This is a genomic window from Pseudomonas corrugata (genome assembly GCF_001269905.1).
In the GTDB taxonomy this organism is placed as follows: Bacteria; Pseudomonadota; Gammaproteobacteria; order Pseudomonadales; family Pseudomonadaceae; genus Aquipseudomonas; species Aquipseudomonas corrugata.
The window spans coordinates 255,779-276,366 of sequence record NZ_LHVK01000022.1 but is presented as its reverse complement, the minus strand read 5'-3'; the positions used below and the strand labels follow the sequence as shown (position 1 = coordinate 276,366).

Genomic DNA, 20,588 nt, shown 5'->3' with positions numbered 1-20,588 from the left:
TGGCTTACCAGTTCCGGCGTTTGATGCGCGTGAGTTCGCTTTCCAGGTCGACCAGCGCCTGATCGACCGGCAACTCTCCAGCCAGGACTCCGTGGACTTGATCGAAGAACGCATTGGAGACCCGTGGGTAGCGGGCGGCAGTGATGGCGGCGGGGCGCATGACCCCATCGTTGAGGATGTTGTGCAACTGGCTGTAATACGGCATGGCCGCGAGCAGCTCAGGGTCTTGGTAGAGCGACTCGATAACCGGGTTGTAGGCACCCACCAGCGCACGATGTTTCTGTTGTTGGGCGCTGGTCAGGTAGCTCACCAGTTCCGCAGCAAGCTTGGGCCTGGCGCTGTAGCGCGATACCGCCAGGCCCCAGCCACCGAGGGTGGAAGCATGGCTGCCGGTCGCGCCGCCACGAGGCAGGGGCGCGACGCCGACCTTGTCCTTCACTGCACTGTCAGGACTCTGCACCAGGGCCCAGGCATACGGCCAGTTGCGCATGAACAGGGCATTGCCCGACTGGAATACCCCACGTCCTTCCTCTTCGGTGTAATTGAGCACGCCACGGGGAGATATATCGCCTACCCAGCTTTTCGCCAGCGTCAGCGCAGCCCTTGAGGCGTGGTTATTGACCACGATGTCGCCTTGCGGATTGACCAGGCCGCCGTCCGGTTGACTGCTGATCCACTCCAGCGCGTTGCACGTCAGGCCCTCATAGGCGCGCCCCTGGAAGACGTAACCCCATGCATTGGCATTTCCGGCGTTGCGCTCTGCCTGTTGCACAGCCCTGGCGGTAGCGGTCATTTCCTCCCAGGTCTGGGGGACCTGCTTGTCGTACTTATCGAGCAAGTCCTTGCGGTAATACAACAGCCCCGAGTCGGTGAACCACGGCATCGTGACCAGCCGCCCATTCACCGTGGCGTTATCCACCTGGGCCTGGAAGTAGCCTTGGGTCGCGTTGGCGGGGAGTATCTCGCGCAAATCCATCAAGTGGTTGGCCAGCATCCCCGGCCACACCATGTCGATCTGGATGATGTCGATGTCGCTGGACTGCGCACTGAGGATCTGCTGGTAGAACGACAACCGCTCGGTTGCCGAGTTTGGCGTGGAAACCACGTCGACGCTGTGGCCGGTCTGTTTCGACCAGGCCTCGACAGCCTCTTTGCACAGTTGCAACTCCGCACCCACCGCGCCGCAGGAGATCGTCAGATCGGCTGCGCTGGAAAGGCAGGGAAGCCCGGCAAGAGCGCTGAACAGCGCTGCTGGAAGGAGCGATTTGAGTCGTTTCATAAAGCCCTCTTTATTTTTGTTTTTATAAAAGTTAACGTTAACATCGCCAAATGTAGCAGCGTATTTGCGATGAGGCACCCTTTTTTTCGTGGAATGTGACAATTGATCCTCCATGAAAAAGAGGTCGGTCGCGAGACAGAACAATAAAAACAAAACAGGGAAATCCACATGCAGAAAGCATCAAGCTGGCTCATTGCGGGCGTGCTCGGAACCTCGGCGGCGACTGTCCAGGCCGCAACACTGGAAGAGCGCATGGCAGCCTTCGAAGCCCGCACCAGCGTAGCGGAAGAGCGCGCAGCCGCAGCCGAACAGCAGGCCCAGGCACTCGCCAGGGAACTGCAGCAACTCAAGCTCACGCATCCTGGCTTGCAACCGACAGCCTCCGTTGCGAGCACTCCCGTGGCACCCACCCTGGACGCGCGGTTGGCAAAACTCGAAGCCAATCAGCAAAACCTGGAAAAGGCGGGCAGCGGCGGACACCTCTCCGACGGGTTCAGCTTCAAGGGCTACGCCCGCTCCGGATTGCTGATCAACGATGGGCTGGGAGGAGGGCGCGGCGGTCCCTACACCACACCGGCCGGTTCCGTGGGTGGCGCGGTCGGACGACTGGGCAACGAGGACGACACCTACATGCGCATCGACCTGTCGAAAGAGCTGTACGCGCAGAACGGCACCCGTTCCAAATTCACCGTTTCCATTGCCGATGGTGTGGAAAGCTCCAATGACTGGACCGCCGAAGAAAGCAACCTGAACGTGCGCCAGGTGTTTACCGAACTCGACCATCTTGCCGCGTTCAAGGGCAATCCGATGTTCGAGAAGGCCACCCTATGGGCAGGCAAGCGATTCGACCGGGACAACTTCGATATCCATTGGCTGGACTCGGACGTCGTCTACCTGGCCGGTACCGGCGGTGGCATCTACGACGTGCAGATGAGCAAGGATTGGCGTTCCAACTACTCGTTGATCGGGCGTAACTACGGGGACTTCAGTGAGGGTGGGGTCAATGCCGATGTGGAGAGCTATGTCCTGACCTCCAATCAGTTTTTTGCCAACGGAGAGTGGCAGTGGATGTTCAATGGCATCGGCTCGAAGAAAAACGATTTCAGCACCCGCACCAACGAAGCGGGTCTGGCCCCGGCGGATTCCGGCCTGCACAGCATGATCGCGAATCATCAGCGCAGTTTTTTTGGCCGAGAAGGCTTCTTCAAGACGGCGCTGCTCTATGGTCAAGGCCTGGGCGCGGAGGTCAAGAACATCGGTGCGGACGGCGAGCTGATCGACGAAGCCCGTGCCCTGCGCCTGGCGCTCTACGGTGAAACCCCGATTGCGCCCGGCTGGCGCATTGGCCCCAGCTTGCTGGCCGAGCAGAGCAAGGACCGTTACGTCAAGGGGGATGACTACCGCTGGATGACCCTGAACGTGCGACTGGCCAACGAGATCAACAGCAATTTCGAGATGGCCTATGAGATGAGCTGGCAGACCATGGACCTCGATCCCAAGGGCTACAAACAGCGTAACGCGGTGGACGGCAACTTCTGGAAATTCACCGTTGCACCAACATTCAAGCCTGACTTGGGCGACCTGCTCACCCGTCCTGAATTGCGGGTGTTCGCGAGCGTCATGAACTGGTCTTCGGATCTGGACCGTTACAGTGCCTCGGATTCGTTTGGCAAGACGGATTTCAACGCAGGTGGGGTCTGGCAGTACGGCATTCAGATGGAAACGTGGTTCTAGGACACGCCAATCGGTTTGACAGTGGAGCGTGGTTTTTGTGGCGAGGGAACAAGCTCCCTCGCCACAAGGAATGGTGTCCTGCCTGGGGCAGAGCCATTCCTATACCATAGCTTCGGCGACCCCCTGATCCTCACCCAGGAAGCCACCACTCTGATGCTGCCACAGCCGCGCATAGGTGCCGTTTTTCGCCAGCAGTTCGGCGTGGGTACCTTGTTCAATGATGCGCCCGTCATCCATGACAATCAGCCGATCCATGGCTGCGATCGTCGACAGACGATGGGCAATGGCGATCACCGTCTTGCCTTGCATCATTTCATCGAGGCTTTCCTGGATGGCGACTTCGACTTCCGAGTCCAGGGCACTGGTGGCCTCGTCAAGCAGCAGGATCGGGGCGTTCTTGAGCATCACCCGGGCGATCGCAATGCGTTGGCGCTGGCCGCCGGATAGCTTGATGCCGCGCTCGCCGACCAAGGTGTCATAGCCGGTGTGGCCTTGCCGGTCGCTCAATTGGTTGATGAACCCGTCGGCCTGGGCTTCGGCTGCGGCCCTGCGGATCTGTGCTTCAGTCGCATCCGGGCGGCCGTAGGCAATGTTGTCACGAATGGAGCGGTGGAGCAGGGAGGTGTCCTGGGTGACCATGCCGATGGCGCTGCGCAGGCTGTCCTGAGTGACGTGGGCGATGTTTTGCCCGTCGATGCGAATCTCACCGCTGTCCACGTCGTAGAAACGCAGCAGCAGATTGATCAGCGTGGATTTGCCGGCACCGGAACGCCCCACCAGACCGATCTTTTCGCCCGGACGGATCGTCAGGCTAAGCCCGTCGAGCACCTGGCGTTCACCACCGTAGTTGAAACTCACGTTGTCGAACGTTACCGCGCCGCCGGAGGGCGCCAGCACGCCTGCGTCCGGCGCATCCTGCACCTTGGGGCCACGGGTCAAGGTATCCATGCCATCCTGCACGGTGCCGATGCTTTCGAACAACGAGGTCATCTGCCACATGATCCAATGGGACATGCCATTGATACGCAACGCCATGGCCGTGATCGCCGCCACCGCACCCGTGCCGACTTCGCCCTGGTGCCAAAGCCACAAGGCATAGCCGCCTGCGCCAAGGATCAGCCCCACCACCAGCGCCTGATTGACGATCTCGAATTGGCTGACCAGACGCATCTGGCGAAAACCGGTTTGCTTGAAGTCTTCCATCGCTGCGCGCGCGAAGTGCGCTTCTCGCTTGGAGTGCGAGAACAGCTTTACAGTGGTGATGTTGGTGTAGGCGTCCGAAACGCGCCCTGTCATCGACGACCGCGCATTGGCCTGTTCCTGGCCGACTTGCCCCAGACGCGGCACGAAATACAGCATGGCCAGCCCGAACAGCACGATCCAGGCAATAAAAGGCAGCATCAGTTTCAAGGCAAAGCCGCCGGCCAGCGCGATGATCGCGATGAAGTACACGCCGATGCCGGGTGCGATTTCGATCACGGTGAACAAGACTTCGCGCACGGCCAGTGCCGTCTGCATGACCTTGGTCGTGACCCGGCCTGAGAACTCGTCGGAAAAAAACGAGAGGCTTTGGCGCAGCATCAGGCGATGGAAGTCCCAGCGCAGCCGCAACGGCAAATTGATTGCCAATACCTGGTGCTGAACCATGGTCCGCAGCGCCACCAGCCCGATGCTGGTGATCAGTACGATGCCGATCCCCCACAGCACTCGGCTTTCCTGCCCCTGCGCATCACCGCCGGCCTGCCAGGTCGAGAGCAAGTCTACGACCTGTCCAAGAAAGGAAAACAGCCAGGCCTCGTAGATCGACACGCCGGCACTGAGCAGCGCAAAGACCAGGATATAGCCCCGGGCGCCCCGGGTGCAGGCCCACAGGAACCGCGTCAGGCCAACCGGTGGCGGTGGTGCCTCGTCGGGCGGGAAAGGGTCGAGTCTTCGTTCAAACGCACGAAGCATTGCGGTCTCCGAAAGGGGCGGGTTGAGAGGATTTTCCCAGTTTACGTGTGCTTGGAGGGTTTTGCAGGGCAGGGGTTCGACGCGATTGACAAGCTTGCCGAGGGCGGCGGTTCTTTCAGCAGGATGAAGCCTGAATTGAGGCTATGCTCATCGCTATTGCAGCAAGTGTATGGGTTTTACGTGTCGATCGCCGAGGAAAGGAGTCCCCATGAGTTCAGCGTTCAATGCCCGATTCCATCATCGGAATGGCCGAATGACCCGTCCGGCAGCGCCTGCCTATTGGCGTATCCGGATGATCGACGACACACCCTCGTTCCATGAAAGCTTTTTCAAGCTCCCCATCCCCGACTCGGTGAGAGCGTTGTCTCTGGTCGATTCCGAAAAGGCGTTGCCAGGCCCCGCGGGATCGACTCTAAACCTCCGCTCGGCTTACCTGCGCCGCGGATCCTGAAGCCCGGTCAACCCGATCGAACAGCCGGTCCTGTCGGCAGGCGCAGATGGAGTACCGCTGGTCAACCCCAAGCGCGATGGAAAATGCCATGAACATCAAACGGATCCGCACAATCTTGTGGCGCCTGGCCGGTTGCATGACCGGGCTGGCGATGGTTGCGGCCCATCCAGTCCAGGCGGCCGACGGCGGCATCGCCAGCGGCCCTACCGGGAACTTTAGCATTGCCTTGAGCAACTCCTACGCAGGCAGTGATTTTCGCAAGGTGATGGTGCGCAACTGGCAGGAGGTTGCCGCCCAGGCGCAAAAAGATGGCTTGATCCGGGAGGCTCCGGTGGTCAGCGCCAATAACTCCGCGTCGGAGCAAGCGGCCCACATACAAGACATGATCGTCAAGGGCGTCAACGCTATCGTCATCCTGGCCGCGTCCGACACGGCCCTCGACGGCGTGATCCGGGACGCCTGCAATGCCGGCATAGTGGTGGTCGTCATGGCCAGCCTGGTCACCGAACGCTGCGTCTATACCGTGGACTACAACTGGTCCGCCATGGGGCGCGTGGAAATGGATTACATCGCCGAGCGCCTCAAAGGGAATGGCACGCTGCTGGAGATACGCGGCATTGCCGGCGATGCCACCGATCAAAATATCAGTGACGGCATTCACAAGGCTGCCCGCGACTATCCGGGCCTGAAGTTTGCCAAGACGGTGTATGGGAACTGGACGGCTTCCGTCGCACGCAAGGAAGTGGCGCTGGCGCTGCCGTCGCTGCCCAGCATTGATGCGGTCGCTACCCAGGGTGGCGACGGTTATGGTGCTGCCATGGCGTTCAAGGCGGCGGGTCGACCTTTGCCGATCATCGTCATGGGGAACCGCCAGGACGAGCTCGCCCTGTGGAAACAGGAACGCGATAGCAATGGCTACGAGACTGTCTCGGTCTCTGCCTCCCCGAGCGTTTCCCAGGTGGGCTTCTGGGTGGCCCAGCAAATTCTGGCGGGCAAGCAAGTGCCGAAGCTCGTCGAGGTGCCGCTGGTACGCATCGACGCGAAAGACCTGGATACCTGGCTCGCGACTATGCCAGCAGGCGGCGCAGCGGATCCTTTCTATAGCCAGGCGTCCGTTGCGGCAATGATCGATGCGGCCGTCAATCGTACAGCGCCGTCGGCGTCTCTGCCGGAGGTTATCAAGCAGTAGTGGCGCCGGGGGGAGGCGAGAGGTCATGGTGACACTTAAACCAGCCAGGGACAGACCTATTGCCGTCAGGATCGGCATGGCGGTCGCCGCACTGGTATTCCTGATGCTGGTGGTATCGGTAGTGAACTTCTACGGCCTGCGAGGCATGGTACGTGCGGTGGACTCCGCCAGCCATTCCGCGGAAATCCTGGCCTCGGTCAACGGCGCCACCGGGCGGGTGGAAAACTTCATCGCCACCCGCGACCTGGAGAGCCTGCTCCAGGCCGAAGGCATGGTGACAGCGGCGATTGCCGGGCTCACCGCTATTCCGGTGGCAGAAGCGCAATCGCTCAAAGGCAGCCTGGAGAGGCTCGCCGCGGCGATCACCGCCTTGCGTGCGGCGACCCTGACCATGGATGGCGAAACGGAGAACATGACTGCCCACTATGGCCGCATGCGAGAGGCGACGAGGCTCATCGAACAGGGCGTCACCGATGGGCTGAAAGGACTTGATACGCGCGCCGATGACCACGAAGCGCGCAGGAGCAACATCGAAAGCGCCCATCGCATCCTGGATGTCCTGCGCAATGGCGAACGGATCATCACCGCCAATGTGGCCAAGATGCTGGTGTCCGGTAATGGGGCAGCTGCCGCCACGGCGCGCAATGCCAGTTCGGCACTCGCGCCTGTGGTCGAACAGTTGCGCGAGGTGATGGGGACGCCGCAGGAGGCAGAGGCCCTGGACCGGTTGGCGACGGCGGTCGCTGCTGCCAGCCTGGCGGTCGATCACCTTGACGAGGCGCCCAAGCTGCGGGGAACCGAAGCTTTGCAGCAGCTCGCCGCCGTTGAGGAAGTGGTCGAGCGCCTCGACGCAATGCTGGATGAATTGGACGAGCACGTTAGCCATGACGCAAACGACATTCAGGCCGCAACCGGGCTGTTGCACAATGCAGCAGCGTTGTCCAAGCGTTTCGCCGAGCGTGTTGCCACCCTGGAGGCGCAGACCTTGTCGTTTCGTCTGGCACCGTCGGCCGAGGTCGCCGGCTCTGTCGGCGATATCCTGGACGAGCTCTCGCGTCTTTCTCGTGTGCTCCCGTCGGCCGGAGGACTGCAAGCCAAGGCTGCGCCCCTGACTGTCAGTGATCAAATTGCCGGCTACCGGGCGGCATTCGCCAGGTTCCATCAGGCGAGCAACGCCTTGAGCGACGCGCGCGACCAGGTGCGCAACGAGGCTCGGAGCGCCGGCCTGTTGGTTGCGCGCTTCGCTGGCGAAGCGCGCTCCGACGCCCTGGTGCACAAGGATCGCGGCATGCTGGCGACAGTGGTGGCGGGTGCCGTCGCCATCTTGCTAGCCGGCGCCATCGCCTGGAGCACGTCGCGGTTTGTCGCGCAGCCCATCGTGGCCCTGGCCACCGTCATGCGCCGGCTTGCGGCCGGCGACCTGAACGCCGAGATCGCCAGCGCCGGACGTGGCGACGAAATTGGGATCATGACCCGTGCCGTACGGGTGTTCCAGGAGAATGCCCTGCGCATCCGGGTGCTGGAGGCGGAGGCTGAAGCGGAGCGACAGCAAGTCCAGGCCTCTTTGGAAAGGATGGTCGCCGAACGGACCGACACGCTGCACCATCAGACCCGGATGCTCGAGGCGCAGGCCGTCGAACTCATTCAGGCGCGCAACCAGGCCGAGGCGGCGAACCAGGCAAAGAGCGATTTCGTGGCCACGGTCAGCCACGAACTGCGCACCCCGCTGACCCTCATTCTCGCCCCTCTGGAGCAGCTCTCGGCGGCGAACACCCCGCCGGCGGACTGGCGTGCACAAATCGACCGCGCCCAACGCAACGCGCTGCGCCTGATGAACCGGGTGAACGACATCCTCGATTTCTCCAAGGCCGAAGCGGGTAAGTTCGAGTCATGTCCGGCGCCCGTTGATTTGAACAAGGCGGTGGGTGTGCTTGCCGAGGATGCCGCCATGGTGGCCAAGAGCAAAGGTTGCATCTTGACGTTCAGCATCGATCCTGCGCTCACAACGGTGTTTGTGGATCCCGGACACTTCGAAAAAATTCTCCTCAACCTGGTGAGCAATGCCATCAAGTTCACGCCCACTGGCGGCACTATCCACCTGGCTGCAACTACACTGGAGGGCGAGCGTTTCGAACTGGCCGTGCACGACTCTGGCATAGGCATTGCGCCTGACAAACTGCAGTTGCTGTTTCAGCGGTTTTCCCAGATCGACAATTCCGCCACGCGCCACTACAGCGGCACAGGGATTGGCCTAGCGCTGGTCAAGGATCTGGTCGAACTGATGGGCGGTGACGTCGGTGTCAGCAGCGAGCCGGGACGCGGATCGTGCTTCTTTGTCCGGCTTCCGCTGGGGACTGCGCAAAATACCGTACCGGCTGAAACCGGCAATGGGCGCGGACGATTATCCCCGAGTTCAACGATCACAACCGAACAGCGTCATCTGCGTTTCGATGATGGCCACCATGGCAGTAGCAGTGACCGAACATCGGCGCCAGGTACAGATGATGAGCAGCACTCGGAGCACGCCTCGCAATCCAGGGTACTGGTGGTAGACGACAGCCCGGAAATGCTGGATTACCTCAGCGAACTTTTGCTCGACGACTACATCGTCACCACCGCAACTGATGGCGAGCAGGCCTGGGCGCTTCTGCAGCATCGGCCAATCGATGTCATCCTCTCGGATGTGATGATGCCGGAGCTCGATGGCTTTGGCCTGACAGCCAGAATCAAAGCCAGCGCCGGATTTGCCCATTTGCCTGTCATCCTGTTGACCGCCCGTGGCGGCAGCGAGGCCTGTGTTTCCGGGCTGGAGAGCGGCGCCGACGACTATATCGCCAAACCTTTCTCGCCGCTGGAGCTCAAGGCTCGCGTTCGTGCGGTGCTGCGCATGAGTCAGGTGCAAGCCGAATTGCAGGCAAGGTCCCGCCAGGCGGGTATGGCCGAAATCGCCACTGCTGTGCTGCACAACGTTGGCAACATCCTCAACAGTGTGAACGTGTCGGCTGAGACGGTCAGCCGCCAGATGCGCGCCTCCAAGGCCCAGGGGCTGGGCAAGGTGGCTCAGCTGATAAACGAACACACCGATGACCTCAGCGATTTCCTCACCGCAGACCTGAAAGGCAAGATGCTACCCGGCTACCTGCTCAAGCTGGCGGAGGTGGTGACGGCGGAGCAGCAGGGCATCATCGAAGAGCTTGGGCTGCTCACCAAGGGCATTGACCACATCAAAACCGTTGTCGCCGCCCAGCAGTCCCATGCGGTTGCCGTCAGTGTGGTCGAGGCGGTTCCGGTTCCCGAGTTAGTTGACGATGCCTTGCGCATGAGTACTGGATCACTGGCGCGCCAGGAGGTGACGGTGGTCAAGGAAATTACCGACTTGCCCCTGCTGTTACTGGACCGGCACCGGGTGCTGCTGATTCTGGTGAACCTGATCCGCAATGCCAGGCAGGCATTGGAAGGCGTGAAAGATCGTAGCCCGTGCATCACATTTGGCGCCTTTCTCGCTGACGGGCCAGCACTGCGGATTACGGTGACCGACAACGGCAATGGGATTGCGCCAGAGCATCTGAAGCGAATCTTTTCCCATGGTTTCACGACTCGCAAGGACGGTCACGGATTTGGGCTGCACAGCTGCGCGCTGGCCGCTCAGGAAATGGGCGGCGGCTTGACCGTGCACAGCGACGGAGTCGGGCAGGGCGCAACCTTTACCCTCGATATCCCTCTTGAGGGCACTAACGCCAGTGAAGTATCCGAACCAAAGCGGGCGCACGAGTAGGACGAAGGGGCTCTATCCATTCAGAGTCAGTGGCATGTCCGGGCATCTTTCGCACATGAAATCGACAAATGCGGGACCTTGGGTGCAGCAAGGCGCCTAGGTGCCCCGTTGCGCTATCTTAACCAGGTTACCCAGGCCCGAACGGTCCGGCTGACTGTCAGACGACGTTGAAACCGGCGCGGATCTTGTCTGCCAGCACCATTAACGGGCCGGCGTAACGCGTCACGACGGCGTCGATCGACTGTGGGGTGGACAAGCTGATATTCAAAATATGGTCCTGGTAGTTGCGGATGCCGAGCGGGGTTGAAATAGCCACGACTTCGGCCTGCCAGGATGCTGCGCAGTACCCTGTTAGCTGCACGCTTTCGCAGGCGGCGGCAATCTCCGTTTCCAATACCGCCCACCTGGCATCGCAGCGCCTGGATTTGAAGTGCGCCATCAGCGCTTGCCGTTCACGGGTGCTGATTGTCGCCAGATAGGCGCGCCCCAGGGAAGTGAACTCCATGGGGACTCGCTGACCGGTTTGTACGGTGCGTGGGGTGTTCTTGCGACTCAAGCGGATGGACTCCAGGTAAACCATTTCATCGCGATCGGCGGCGGCCAGTCCGACATTCACTCTCAGGGCATGGGCGGCTTCGCGCATCAAGGGCGCGGCGAGCTGTACCAGCGAGCTGCTGTTGTACATCGCGTTGGCGAAGCACAGGGTGGCGGGTGCGAGGCGATAGGCACTGCGCTGGCCGTCGTACACCAGCATGCCGCTGTGGATCAGCGTCTGGGTCAAGCGACTGGTAGTGGACTTGGACAACCCCGTGCGCTCGCTGATTTCTCCATTGCCCAGGTACTCGGTGCCCGCGCGAAATGCTCGCAGAATTTCAAGGCCGCGCTCCAGCGAACGGTTTATCGGAGCCTTGCCGGCACCCGGCGTATCAAACCCGTCGTCCTCTTTCATTGTGTTCCACCCAGTGGAATTGGCGGATTGTCAATCATGGGGAGCTCCATAGACTCGAGATCAGCGCAAGGTCCCTCAGTTTGGGCCGCTGCCATGTCGACAACAAGAGAGAAAGTTCCCATGACGATGCTGCAAAGTGTTACCTCGCCGATCCACATGGCCGTCGATGACGATGGCATCGCGGTGTTGACCCTCAATCGACCCGAAGCGCGCAATGCCATCAGCGACGAGATGCGTAGCCAGATGATCGAGTTGCTGGAAGAGGTGGCTGCAAACGGCCAGATCCGCGCCCTCATCATCACAGGCACCGGCAAAGGCTTCTGTGCGGGAGGCGATATCAAGGGCATGGAAAAGCGCATGAGCGCTCCGACGGGTGAGGTGGCCTACAACGGCTGGAAGCGTCAGCAGCGAGTACATCATGCGGTCTCCCTGTTGCTCAACTTGCCCAAGCCAACCCTGGCTGCGGTCAATGGTGCAGCCACTGGGCTGGGGTGCGACCTGGCATTGAGCTGCGATTTCGTGGTGTCCTCCCGACAAGCCAGCTATGCCATGAGTTACATCGCCCGGGGCCTGATCCCCGACGGTGGCGGCTTGTACTTGCTGCCGCGTCGAGTCGGACTGTCCAAAGCCAAGGAGCTTATCTATACCGGCCGTAGCGTACTGCCTGACGAAGGACTGGCGATCGGCCTGGTGGACCGAGTGGTCGAACACGACGATCTGCTTGACGAAACCCGGCGTTGGGCGCTGGAGCTCTCCGCCGGCTCGGCGACCGCGCTGGCACTGAGCAAGTCCATCCTCAACAGCAGCTTCGAACTGACCCAGGCCCAAGTACTGGCCATGGGTAGTCAGGCCCAAGGCATCTGCTACACCTCGGCCGAGCATCAGGCGTCGGTCGCGGCTTTCCTGGCGGCCAAGGCGAAGAGAGGATGAACATGGATAACATTTCCCGCCTGATGAACCCGCGCAGTGTCGCTGTGATCGGCGCCTCCGGCGATGCACAAAAAACCTCAGGGCGGCCAATCGCGTTCCTGCGCAAACATGGCTTCGAAGGTCGCTTGTATCCGGTCAACCCGCGTTACACCGAGATCGATGGGTTGACTTGCTATCCCACTATCGCCGCGCTACCAGAGGTGCCGGACGCCGCTATCATCCTGTTGGGCCCTGAGCGTGCCAACCAGGCCGTTGCCGAACTGGCGGCCATGGGCACGCCAGCGGCCATCGTCCTTGCCGGTGGCTATGGAGAGGCCGGCGAGACGGGCATCGCTCGCCAGCATGCCTTGCAAAAGGCGCGAGGCAACATGCGTATCCTGGGGCCGAATACCATCGGCCTGATCAACCTTACCCAAGGCATTACGTTGTCGGCCAGCGGTGCGTTGGATCAGGAGGCATTGAGAGCGGGCAACATCGCGGTGATTTCCCAGAGTGGTGGGATCCTGGGCTCGCTCCTGTCCCGTGGTGCCGCTGCCGGCATCGGCTTTTCCAAGCTGGTGGCGACCAGCAACGAGGTCGACCTGGACGTCGCCGATTTCGTCGATTACCTGGTGGATGACGACGCCACCGAAGTCATTGCCCTTTATCTTGAAGGGGTGCGCGATACCGAGAAGTTCAGCCGCGCTGCGCTCAAAGCTCGCGCGGCCGGCAAGCCCATCGTGGTATTCAAGGTCGGGCGTTCCGAAGCCGGGGCTCGTTCGGCGGCGTCCCATACTGGTGCCCTGGCGGGAGCCGACGCACTCTACGACGTGTACTTCAAGCAATTGGGCATTGTGCGGGCACAGACGTTTGCCGATCTGCTCGACCTTCCGTTCGCGTTGGCCAGCCGACGCACGATGGCGGGTAACCGCGTGGCAATTCTGACCTCGACCGGCGGCGCCGGCACGTTGATCGCCGATGCTCTGGGCGCCATTGGTTTCGATACGCCGCCGCCGGGGGAAGCCACTGCTGCACGTTTGCGTGATCTGGATCTCGGCGACCAGGCGGTGCTCGACCGCAACCCCATCGACCTGACCCTGGCCGGCCTGCAGCCGCAGATCATGCAAGAGGCCATGCGCATCCTGCTGGAAAGCCCGGACTACGACGCGGTCATCAGTGTGGTGGGCTCATCCGGTGTTGCGCGCCCGACGCTGATGGCCGATGCGATCCGTGACAGCCAGCGCGACAGCAGCAAGCCTGTGCTCGCCTATGTCAGCCCCTACGCGCCGCAAGCTTTGCTGCGCATCAACAGCAACCTGGGCGTCGCCTTTACTGCGCCGGAGGCCTGTGCGAGTGCGTTGCTGGCGCTCAAGGCCAGACCCTGCGTCGTCCAGGACACGCCGCGAGCGCAACCAAGCCGCCAGAACATGAGCGCCGCGGACGTTGAGCAGTTGCCCGGCGGAAGCCTTGATGAACAGCAGAGCAAAGCCTTGTTTACTCGTTTTGGCGTGCCCGTCACCCGCGAGCAGGCGGTCGCGGACGCCGGCGAGGCAATCGAGGCCGCCCGGGCGCTCGGCCCGAAAGTAGTACTCAAGGTGCTCTCCGAGCGCATCCCCCACAAGACCGAAGTCGGTGGTGTTGCACTCGGCCTGACCGAACACAGCATTGGTCAGGCATTGGACGCCATGCGCCGCGTTGTCACGCAGAAGGCCGGGTTCGCGCCCGAGCGTTTCCTTGTCCAGGAGATGGTCAGCGGCGGTCAGGAGCTGATCCTGGGCTTCCATCGCGACCCGCAACTAGGACCGGCGTTACTGCTGGGCATGGGCGGTATCAGCGCCGAACTGCTGCGCGATACCAGCATGCGCTTGCTGCCGATCACGCGCGATGACGCGGACGCAATGCTCCGGGAGCTGAAAACCTTCGCGTTGCTCGACGGTTATCGCGGTGCGCCCAAGGCCGATATCCGCGCGCTGATCGATTGCATTGTCGCGTTCGCTGACATGGCAACCACCCTGGGCACAAAGCTGCAAGAGGCCGAGATCAACCCCTTGCGCGTGTTGGCCGAGGGGCAGGGCGTAAGGGCAGTGGATGGCCTCGCGCTGCTGGCTTGAGGTGCCACCTGTTCCATTACGTGGAACAGGTGGATTGACCCTCATACCCTCGCTTTCATAATCAAAGACAGCTTCATCAACGACTCATAAAAACAAGTAGGTCGCTATGAACGTACTTAATTGCACATCGAATCAAACGCTCCCTCTGGGTAACGTCCATTCTCAGAGCGGGAGTCCATCATGCCTGTCGCAATGAAAGCCTTCGCTCTGCCAAGCGTCGAACGCGGCGAGCAGGCTCTATCGCTCATCCAGTTTGTCGGCGTTTCCAAATCCTTCACTGTAAAGGGCGTGGCCAAACAGGCCTCCCACGGCATCAACCTGTCGATCAACCAAGGCGAAGTAGTCACCGTGGTCGGGCCGTCGGGCTGCGGAAAGTCCACCCTGCTGAACATGGTCGCGGGACTGTTCGCGCCCACCGAAGGGCAGGTGGTCTACAACGGCAAGGCCGTTTGCGGGGTCAATGGCCGTACCGGCTACATGACCCAGAGTGACCACTTGCTGCCCTGGCGTGATGTGGTCGGCAACATAGCCGTGCCGTTGGAAATACAGGGTATGGCCAAGGCCGAACGGCGTGTGCGCATCCAGGAGCTGATTCAACTCGTGGGTCTTGAAGGTTTCGAAAAGTCCTACCCCAGCCAGCTCTCCGGTGGCATGCGCAAACGTGCGGCGCTGGCCCGCCTGCTGGCGTATGACCCTGAAACCCTGCTGATGGACGAGCCGTTCGCGGCGCTTGATGCGCAACTGCGCATGCGCATGCAGACCGAGCTGATCCGGCTCAGCCGGCGGTTGAACAAGACCGTCATTTTTGTCACCCACGATTTGGACGAAGCCGTTGCACTTGGCGACCGTTGTCTGATCTTCGCCGGTCGCCCCGGCACCATCGTCAAGGACGTGCAAATTCCCCTGGGAGGGGAGCGCAACATTCTGCAGTTGCGCAAGGACCCTCGCTATCACCAGCTATGCGGCGATTTGTGGGACTTCATGACCCCGTCTTTGAACGATGCAGCAAAGGATAACCAAGCATGAATATCTTCCTTGGACGCCTCGCGATTTTCATCGTGCTTTTCGTCACCTGGCAACTCTCATCGGGGCCGTTGATCGACCCCTTCTTCGTCAGCTCACCCAGCGAGATCGCCGGCAAGTTCTACGAACTGGTCATCAGTGGCCGGCTGTTCTCCCATGGCGGTATTACCGTGGTGGAAACCCTCTCAGGTTTCGTGCTCGGGGCGGCCGTCGGGATTGCCGTGGGGCTGCTATTGGGCCGTAACGAGTTGCTGGCCAAACTGCTCGATCCGATCCTGATCTCGATCTACAGCCTGCCGAAAGTGGCATTGGCTCCGCTTTTCATCATGTGGTTCGGTATCGGTATCGAGATGAAGATCATCCTGACCGCCACCATCGTGTTCTTCCTGGTGTTTCTCAACACCTACAGCGGCGTGCGAGCGGTCGATCGCGAGCAGTTGGAGATCCTGCGCCTGATGGGTGCCCGCGAACACCACCTGATCACCAAAGTGGTCTTCCCTTCGGCCATTCAATGGGTGTTTACCGGCCTCAAGCTCTCGGTGCCCTATGCCCTGATTGGCGCCATTGTCGGCGAAATCATGGCCTCCAATCGTGGGCTCGGCTACTTGTTGCAAGATGCCGCCGGGCAGTTGGACACGGCCGGCGTGTTCGCTGCACTAATCGCAATTATCGCCCTGGCGCTGCTGCTGCAAGCGGTCGTGCGGATGGTGGAAACCCGTCTGATGCCGTGGAAAAAAGACCTGGGTGATCGTGAAGCCTCGGTTTGACCTGTCCATAACGCACAAGAAGATAAAGGTGTACACATGTCTATTAGAACGCTGATTGCAAAGATGGGCCTGGTCGCTACGCTGGTGGCCGCAAGCGCCGGCGCTTATGCGCAGGACATCAAGGTTGCCTTGGGCACCGACGGTTTCGTGCACATGCCGTTGTTCGTGGCAGTGGACGGTGGCTATTTCAAAAAGCAGGGGATAAATGTCGAGCTGATCAAGTTCAAGGGCGGCGGCGCCGCAACGTCGGGACTGGCCAGTCGAACCGTCGAGTTCTGTTCGTGCGCGATCCAGAATTCGATCAATGCGAAATTGAAGGGCGCCGACCTGACCCTGCTGGGGCGCTTGGTTGGGCAGTATGCGAGTAATGTGGTCATCAGCCAGGAGAAAGCCGACCAGCTTGGACTGACCGCGCAGACGCCTATGGAAGAACGCTTGAAGGCGATCAAGGGCTTGAAGATTGCCGTCAGCGGTGCCGGCGGTAGCGCTGACTTTCTGGTGCGCTTCCTCGGCGAGAAGGGGGGACTTTCGGCCGAGAAAGACTTTACCTTGCTCTACCTCAACAGCGCCAGTGCCATTCTGACCGCGTTCTCCCAAGGAAGGATCGACGGCTTCGCCTTGTCGTCGCCCACCTCGGACAGCGCAATTATCGAGCACAAAGGCTTCATCCTGTTGGACATGGCCGACGGGCAGGTCAAGGAACTTGATGGCTATCCTTCGATTGCCCTGAGCGCACGCAAACAGTGGGCCGATGAAAATCCGCAGACCGTCAAGCAGTTCCTCGACGGCCTCGCGCAAGCGACCCAACTGATCAACGAAAATCCCGAGCAGGCGATGAAGCTGGTGCGTGCCCGCTTTGCAGGTACGCCTGACAACGTCTATGCCGCGGCGTGGAAATCCAACAAGCACTCGTTCCCGCAAACGCCCTATCTGAGCGAGGAAGATGTGACCCGTGCCATTGCGTTTCTCGGCAAGATCCAGGGCCATTCGATTCCAGGCAAGGCCAGCGACTACATGACCTCGACACGCTGATACTCCTCTCACACTGATGCACGTACCGGTCCACCGACCTCAATCGAGTTCGGTGTGACTGAGTACGGCCCGGAATTGCTCATGAATAATAAGAAAACAGCTGCATCCTGGTGTTTGATCATTGCCGCCGGGCCATGGCTTGTCAGTGCACAGGCCGCGGACTTCCTGGGAGATGCCAAAGTCAACCTGGAGCTGCGCAACTTCTACATGAACCGCGATTTTCGCGATGGCAACGGCCAATCAAAGCGCGATGAATGGGCCCAGGGCTTCATTCTGCGCGCGCAGTCGGGCTATACCCCCGGATTTGTCGGTTTCGGCCTGGACGCTATCGCCATGGTAGGCGTGAAGCTCGACTCCAGCCCTGACCGCACCGGCACCGGGCTGCTTCCGGTTCACGATGATGGCAGGGCACCCGATGAGTATTCCAAGGCCGGCTTGACCGCAAAAATGCGCGTGTCCAAAACCGAGCTGAAGGTGGGCACATTGATACCCAAGCTGCCTACCTTGCAATCGAACTTCGGTCGCTTGCTACCCCAGACCTTCCATGGCGGCATGCTCGAATCCCGCGAGTGGGGCGGCCTGGAGCTGATAGGCGGACACCTTGACCAGGTCACGGACCGCGATGCTACGGGTGCGCAGGGGTTGGCCATCAACAACAAGAACCGACGCTTCAGCGGCCCGCTGGACGGCGGCGATTTTGAGGTGGCGGGCGCCGCCTATCGTTGGAAGACTGTGCAACTGACCTACCAGGTCGGTCGCCTGGAAGACGTCTACCAGCAGCATTTCCTGGGACTCACAAGTGCCCACCAGGTCGGTGAAGGAAAGCTCAAGTCGGACCTGCGGCTGTTCGTCAGTGACGAGCAGGGGCAGGCCCATGCCGGTCCGATCGACAATCGCGCGTTCAGCGCGATGGCAACCTATGAATGGGGTGGCAACGCGTTCAGCCTGGGATACCAGGCAATGAGCGGGGACTCAGCATTTCCTTACGTTGAGGGCACCGATCCGTATCTGGTCAACTTCGTGCAAGTGGGTGACTTCGCCGAGAAAGGCGAGCGTTCATGGCAGGCGCGCTATGCCCGTGATTTGGCGTCGTGGGGCCTGCCCGGGCTGACCTTCATGACCCGCTATACCAAGGGCGCGGATGCCCAGGTGTCGGCCACTGATTCAGGCCGCGAGCGCGAGCTGGATGTCGAATTGCAATACCGGGTACAGAGCGGACCGCTGAAGGCACTGGACATCCGCTTGCGCAACGCTGCGTACCGTTCGGACTTCTCTCGCAATGCTAACGACACGCGGGTGATCCTCAGCTATCCCATTTCCTTCCTGTGATGCGGGTAACCCCTATGGAATCCTTGGTAAGTCTGAAAACAGATGACGGCATCGCTGTCATAGCAATCAATAACCCTCCCGTAAATGCCCTGTCCCAAGGCGTCCGGCAACAGCTCTCAGCCTGTCTCGCGCAGGCGTCGTCCGACTCCGGGGTGCAAGCCATTGTCATCACTTGCCAGGGCAAGACGTTTGTGGCCGGCGCCGATCTCAAGGAGTTCGATCTGCCACTGATGGAGCCCCATCTGCCGGACGTTCTGAGCGTTATCGAAAACAACCAGAAGCCGGTGATCGCGGCCCTGCATGGTTCGGTGCTCGGTGGCGGTCTGGAATTGGCGATGGCGTGTCACTTGCGTATTGCCGATGAACACACGGTGCTGGGCTTGCCGGAGGTGAGCCTGGGTTTGATACCTGGAGCGGGAGGTACGCAGCGGCTGGTTCGCCTTTGCGGGCCATTGGTTGCCGTTGATGTTGTGATCGCAGGGCAGCGTCTGACTGCGACGCAGGCTCAGGCTGTCGGGTTGGTAGACCACTGTGTGACCTCCGACCCGCAAGGCGCAGCCATCGAGCACGCCAGGCGCTTTATCCTTACTCATTCTTTCCTGGGACGCACGCGGGATCGATTGATACCGGTCCACAGCGCCGCTGAATTCGATGCAAAAGTGACCACGGTGATGAAAAAACTGGCTGGGCAACAAGCCCCCCAGGCGGCTCTGGAAGCGATCAACGCAGCGCTGACCGAGTCGTTTGACGCCGGCATGACGTTGGAACGCACACTGTTCTTAGAGCGGCGGCAATCGGCCCAGGCCAAGGCCTTGCGCTATCTGTTTTTCGCTGAGCGAGACCTGGCCGGCCGCACGCGCAAGCTCGCCGCTACCGGCCAGGGGCATGCGATTAAAAAGGTCGCGGTGATCGGCTCAGGCACCATGGGCGCAGGGATCTCCATTTGTATGGCCAATGCAGGTGTGGCGGTGATCCTGATTGATGTTCAGGACGCCGCACTGCAACGCGGTGTAAAAAATATCGACGACTATTACCGGGAGGCTTTGCTCAAAGGACGCATGGATGAGCACGCCTGCCAGGAGCGCCGAGCGCTGATATCGCCGTCGACATCACTGAACGCTGTGGCGGACGCCGACTTGGTCATCGAAGCTGTTTTCGAAGACATGGAGGTCAAGCGCGAGGTATTTCGCCAGTTGGACACCCTGTGTAAGTCGGACGCCATACTGGCGACCAATACCTCGTATCTGGACGTCGAGGCCATCGCCGATTGTACCCGTCGCCCACAGCAGGTATTGGGCATGCACTTCTTCAGCCCCGCGCCGGTGATGAAGCTGCTGGAGGTCGTGCGCACTACCCAAACCGATAGGTCCGTGCTGGCCGCGGTGCTTGATTTGGCGCTGCGACTGGGCAAAGTGGCGGTCACGGTGGGAGTCTGTGACGGCTTTGTGGGCAATCGGCTTTTGGCGGCCCGGGAGCGCGAAGCCATGTTCCTGCTGGAGGAGGGTGCATCTCCCGAAGCAGTCGACCGAGCGATGCGCTCGTTCGGCTTTCCCATTGGCCCTTTTGAACTGAGGGATATGGCTGGCGTGGACGTCGCCTGGCGCAATCGCCAGGGGCGTCTATCGCAATTGAGTGCGCGTGAACAACGCTGCGACTGGGTCGATAAACTGTATGCCGCAGGTCGGCTTGGGCAAAAGACAGGTCTCGGGTTCTATCGCTACGCGCCGGGCAGCCGTCAGGCCTTGCCTGACCCCTGGCTGGTCGAATTGTTGCAGCATCATCGACACCAATGGCGCATTACGCCCCGCAGCATCACCGATCAGGAAATTGAAGAGCGCTGTCTGTTTGCGATGATCAACGAGGCCGCCTGGCTGATCGACCACGACATCGTGGCGCACCCTGCTGATATCGATCAGGTCTGGATTCATGGCTATGGCTTCCCGCGTTACAAGGGCGGGTTGACCTACTACGCCGACCAGATAGGACTTGGCTCCGTGGCGAGTGCGCTCAAGCACTACAACCGCGAGGGTAAGGAACTCGCGATGTTCATGGCCCGCCAGAAAACCTTTCACGGCAGCTGACGAAAA

Annotated in this window: 13 protein-coding genes; 10 read left to right on the top strand and 3 right to left on the bottom strand. The window is 60.7% G+C overall.

Features of this window, described 5'->3' with window-relative positions:
* Positions 1-4: 4 nt before the first annotated feature.
* A complete protein-coding gene (locus tag AD665_RS23735) occupies positions 5-1,279 on the bottom strand; it encodes an ABC transporter substrate-binding protein (protein WP_024778550.1) in 1,275 nt (424 codons plus the stop codon).
* A gap of 168 nt (positions 1,280-1,447) precedes the next feature.
* On the opposite strand from AD665_RS23735, the gene AD665_RS23730 reads away from it, so the two are divergent.
* A complete protein-coding gene (locus AD665_RS23730) occupies positions 1,448-3,013 on the top strand; it encodes a carbohydrate porin (RefSeq protein ID WP_024778549.1) in 1,566 nt (521 codons plus the stop codon).
* Between the two features lie 99 nt (positions 3,014-3,112).
* Here the strand turns inward: AD665_RS23730 and AD665_RS23725 are convergent, their stop codons facing one another.
* A complete protein-coding gene (locus tag AD665_RS23725; protein ID WP_053194116.1) occupies positions 3,113-4,966 on the bottom strand; it encodes an ABC transporter ATP-binding protein in 1,854 nt (617 codons plus the stop codon).
* Positions 4,967-5,505: 539 nt separating this feature from the next.
* Here AD665_RS23725 and AD665_RS23720 point away from each other — a divergent pair.
* Positions 5,506-6,606: an ABC transporter substrate-binding protein gene (locus AD665_RS23720; RefSeq protein WP_122319461.1), complete on the top strand. Its 1,101-nt coding sequence runs from the start codon at positions 5,506-5,508 to the stop codon at positions 6,604-6,606.
* A 25-nt stretch (positions 6,607-6,631) separates the two neighbouring features.
* Positions 6,632-10,381, top strand: a complete 3,750-nt coding sequence (locus AD665_RS23715; RefSeq protein ID WP_053194112.1) for an ATP-binding protein — start codon at positions 6,632-6,634, stop codon at positions 10,379-10,381.
* A 157-nt stretch (positions 10,382-10,538) separates the two neighbouring features.
* Here AD665_RS23715 and AD665_RS23710 read toward each other — a convergent pair whose 3' ends face one another.
* On the bottom strand, positions 10,539-11,330 hold the full coding sequence (locus tag AD665_RS23710) for an IclR family transcriptional regulator (protein WP_053194110.1): 792 nt from the start codon (positions 11,328-11,330) through the stop codon (positions 10,539-10,541).
* A gap of 120 nt (positions 11,331-11,450) precedes the next feature.
* Between AD665_RS23710 and AD665_RS23705 the strand changes: the two genes are divergently transcribed.
* From AD665_RS23705 to AD665_RS23675, 7 genes are all read left to right on the top strand, one after another.
* The gene (locus AD665_RS23705) at positions 11,451-12,260 is read left to right on the top strand and encodes an enoyl-CoA hydratase/isomerase family protein (protein WP_053194108.1); all 810 of its coding nucleotides are present in this window, start codon (positions 11,451-11,453) and stop codon (positions 12,258-12,260) included.
* Positions 12,261-12,262: 2 nt separating this feature from the next.
* The gene (locus AD665_RS23700; protein ID WP_053194142.1) at positions 12,263-14,350 is read left to right on the top strand and encodes an acetate--CoA ligase family protein; all 2,088 of its coding nucleotides are present in this window, start codon (positions 12,263-12,265) and stop codon (positions 14,348-14,350) included.
* 192 nt (positions 14,351-14,542) lie between these two features.
* Complete coding sequence (locus AD665_RS23695) at positions 14,543-15,376, top strand: ABC transporter ATP-binding protein (protein ID WP_053194140.1); 834 nt, start codon at positions 14,543-14,545, stop codon at positions 15,374-15,376.
* The gene (locus tag AD665_RS23690; RefSeq protein ID WP_053194106.1) at positions 15,373-16,140 is read left to right on the top strand and encodes an ABC transporter permease; all 768 of its coding nucleotides are present in this window, start codon (positions 15,373-15,375) and stop codon (positions 16,138-16,140) included. Before AD665_RS23695 ends, AD665_RS23690 begins: the two co-directional genes overlap by 4 nt.
* A 36-nt stretch (positions 16,141-16,176) precedes the next feature.
* On the top strand, positions 16,177-17,172 hold the full coding sequence (locus AD665_RS23685; protein WP_053194104.1) for an ABC transporter substrate-binding protein: 996 nt from the start codon (positions 16,177-16,179) through the stop codon (positions 17,170-17,172).
* A gap of 81 nt (positions 17,173-17,253) precedes the next feature.
* Complete coding sequence (locus tag AD665_RS23680; protein ID WP_053194102.1) at positions 17,254-18,501, top strand: OprD family porin; 1,248 nt, start codon at positions 17,254-17,256, stop codon at positions 18,499-18,501.
* 14 nt (positions 18,502-18,515) lie between these two features.
* Positions 18,516-20,582, top strand: coding sequence for a 3-hydroxyacyl-CoA dehydrogenase NAD-binding domain-containing protein (locus tag AD665_RS23675; protein WP_053194100.1), 2,067 nt, complete (start codon positions 18,516-18,518; stop codon positions 20,580-20,582).
* Positions 20,583-20,588: the final 6 nt, after the last annotated feature.

Coding starts and splice junctions, on each gene's coding strand:
- AD665_RS23735 (WP_024778550.1), bottom strand. CDS start 1,279: ATGAAACGACTCAAATCGCTCCTTCCAGCAGCGCTGTTCAGCGCTCTT.
- AD665_RS23730 (WP_024778549.1), top strand. CDS start 1,448: ATGCAGAAAGCATCAAGCTGGCTCATTGCGGGCGTGCTCGGAACCTCG.
- AD665_RS23725 (WP_053194116.1), bottom strand. CDS start 4,966: ATGCTTCGTGCGTTTGAACGAAGACTCGACCCTTTCCCGCCCGACGAG.
- AD665_RS23720 (WP_122319461.1), top strand. CDS start 5,506: ATGAACATCAAACGGATCCGCACAATCTTGTGGCGCCTGGCCGGTTGC.
- AD665_RS23715 (WP_053194112.1), top strand. CDS start 6,632: ATGGTGACACTTAAACCAGCCAGGGACAGACCTATTGCCGTCAGGATC.
- AD665_RS23710 (WP_053194110.1), bottom strand. CDS start 11,330: ATGAAAGAGGACGACGGGTTTGATACGCCGGGTGCCGGCAAGGCTCCG.
- AD665_RS23705 (WP_053194108.1), top strand. CDS start 11,451: ATGACGATGCTGCAAAGTGTTACCTCGCCGATCCACATGGCCGTCGAT.
- AD665_RS23700 (WP_053194142.1), top strand. CDS start 12,263: ATGGATAACATTTCCCGCCTGATGAACCCGCGCAGTGTCGCTGTGATC.
- AD665_RS23695 (WP_053194140.1), top strand. CDS start 14,543: ATGAAAGCCTTCGCTCTGCCAAGCGTCGAACGCGGCGAGCAGGCTCTA.
- AD665_RS23690 (WP_053194106.1), top strand. CDS start 15,373: ATGAATATCTTCCTTGGACGCCTCGCGATTTTCATCGTGCTTTTCGTC.
- AD665_RS23685 (WP_053194104.1), top strand. CDS start 16,177: ATGTCTATTAGAACGCTGATTGCAAAGATGGGCCTGGTCGCTACGCTG.
- AD665_RS23680 (WP_053194102.1), top strand. CDS start 17,254: ATGAATAATAAGAAAACAGCTGCATCCTGGTGTTTGATCATTGCCGCC.
- AD665_RS23675 (WP_053194100.1), top strand. CDS start 18,516: ATGGAATCCTTGGTAAGTCTGAAAACAGATGACGGCATCGCTGTCATA.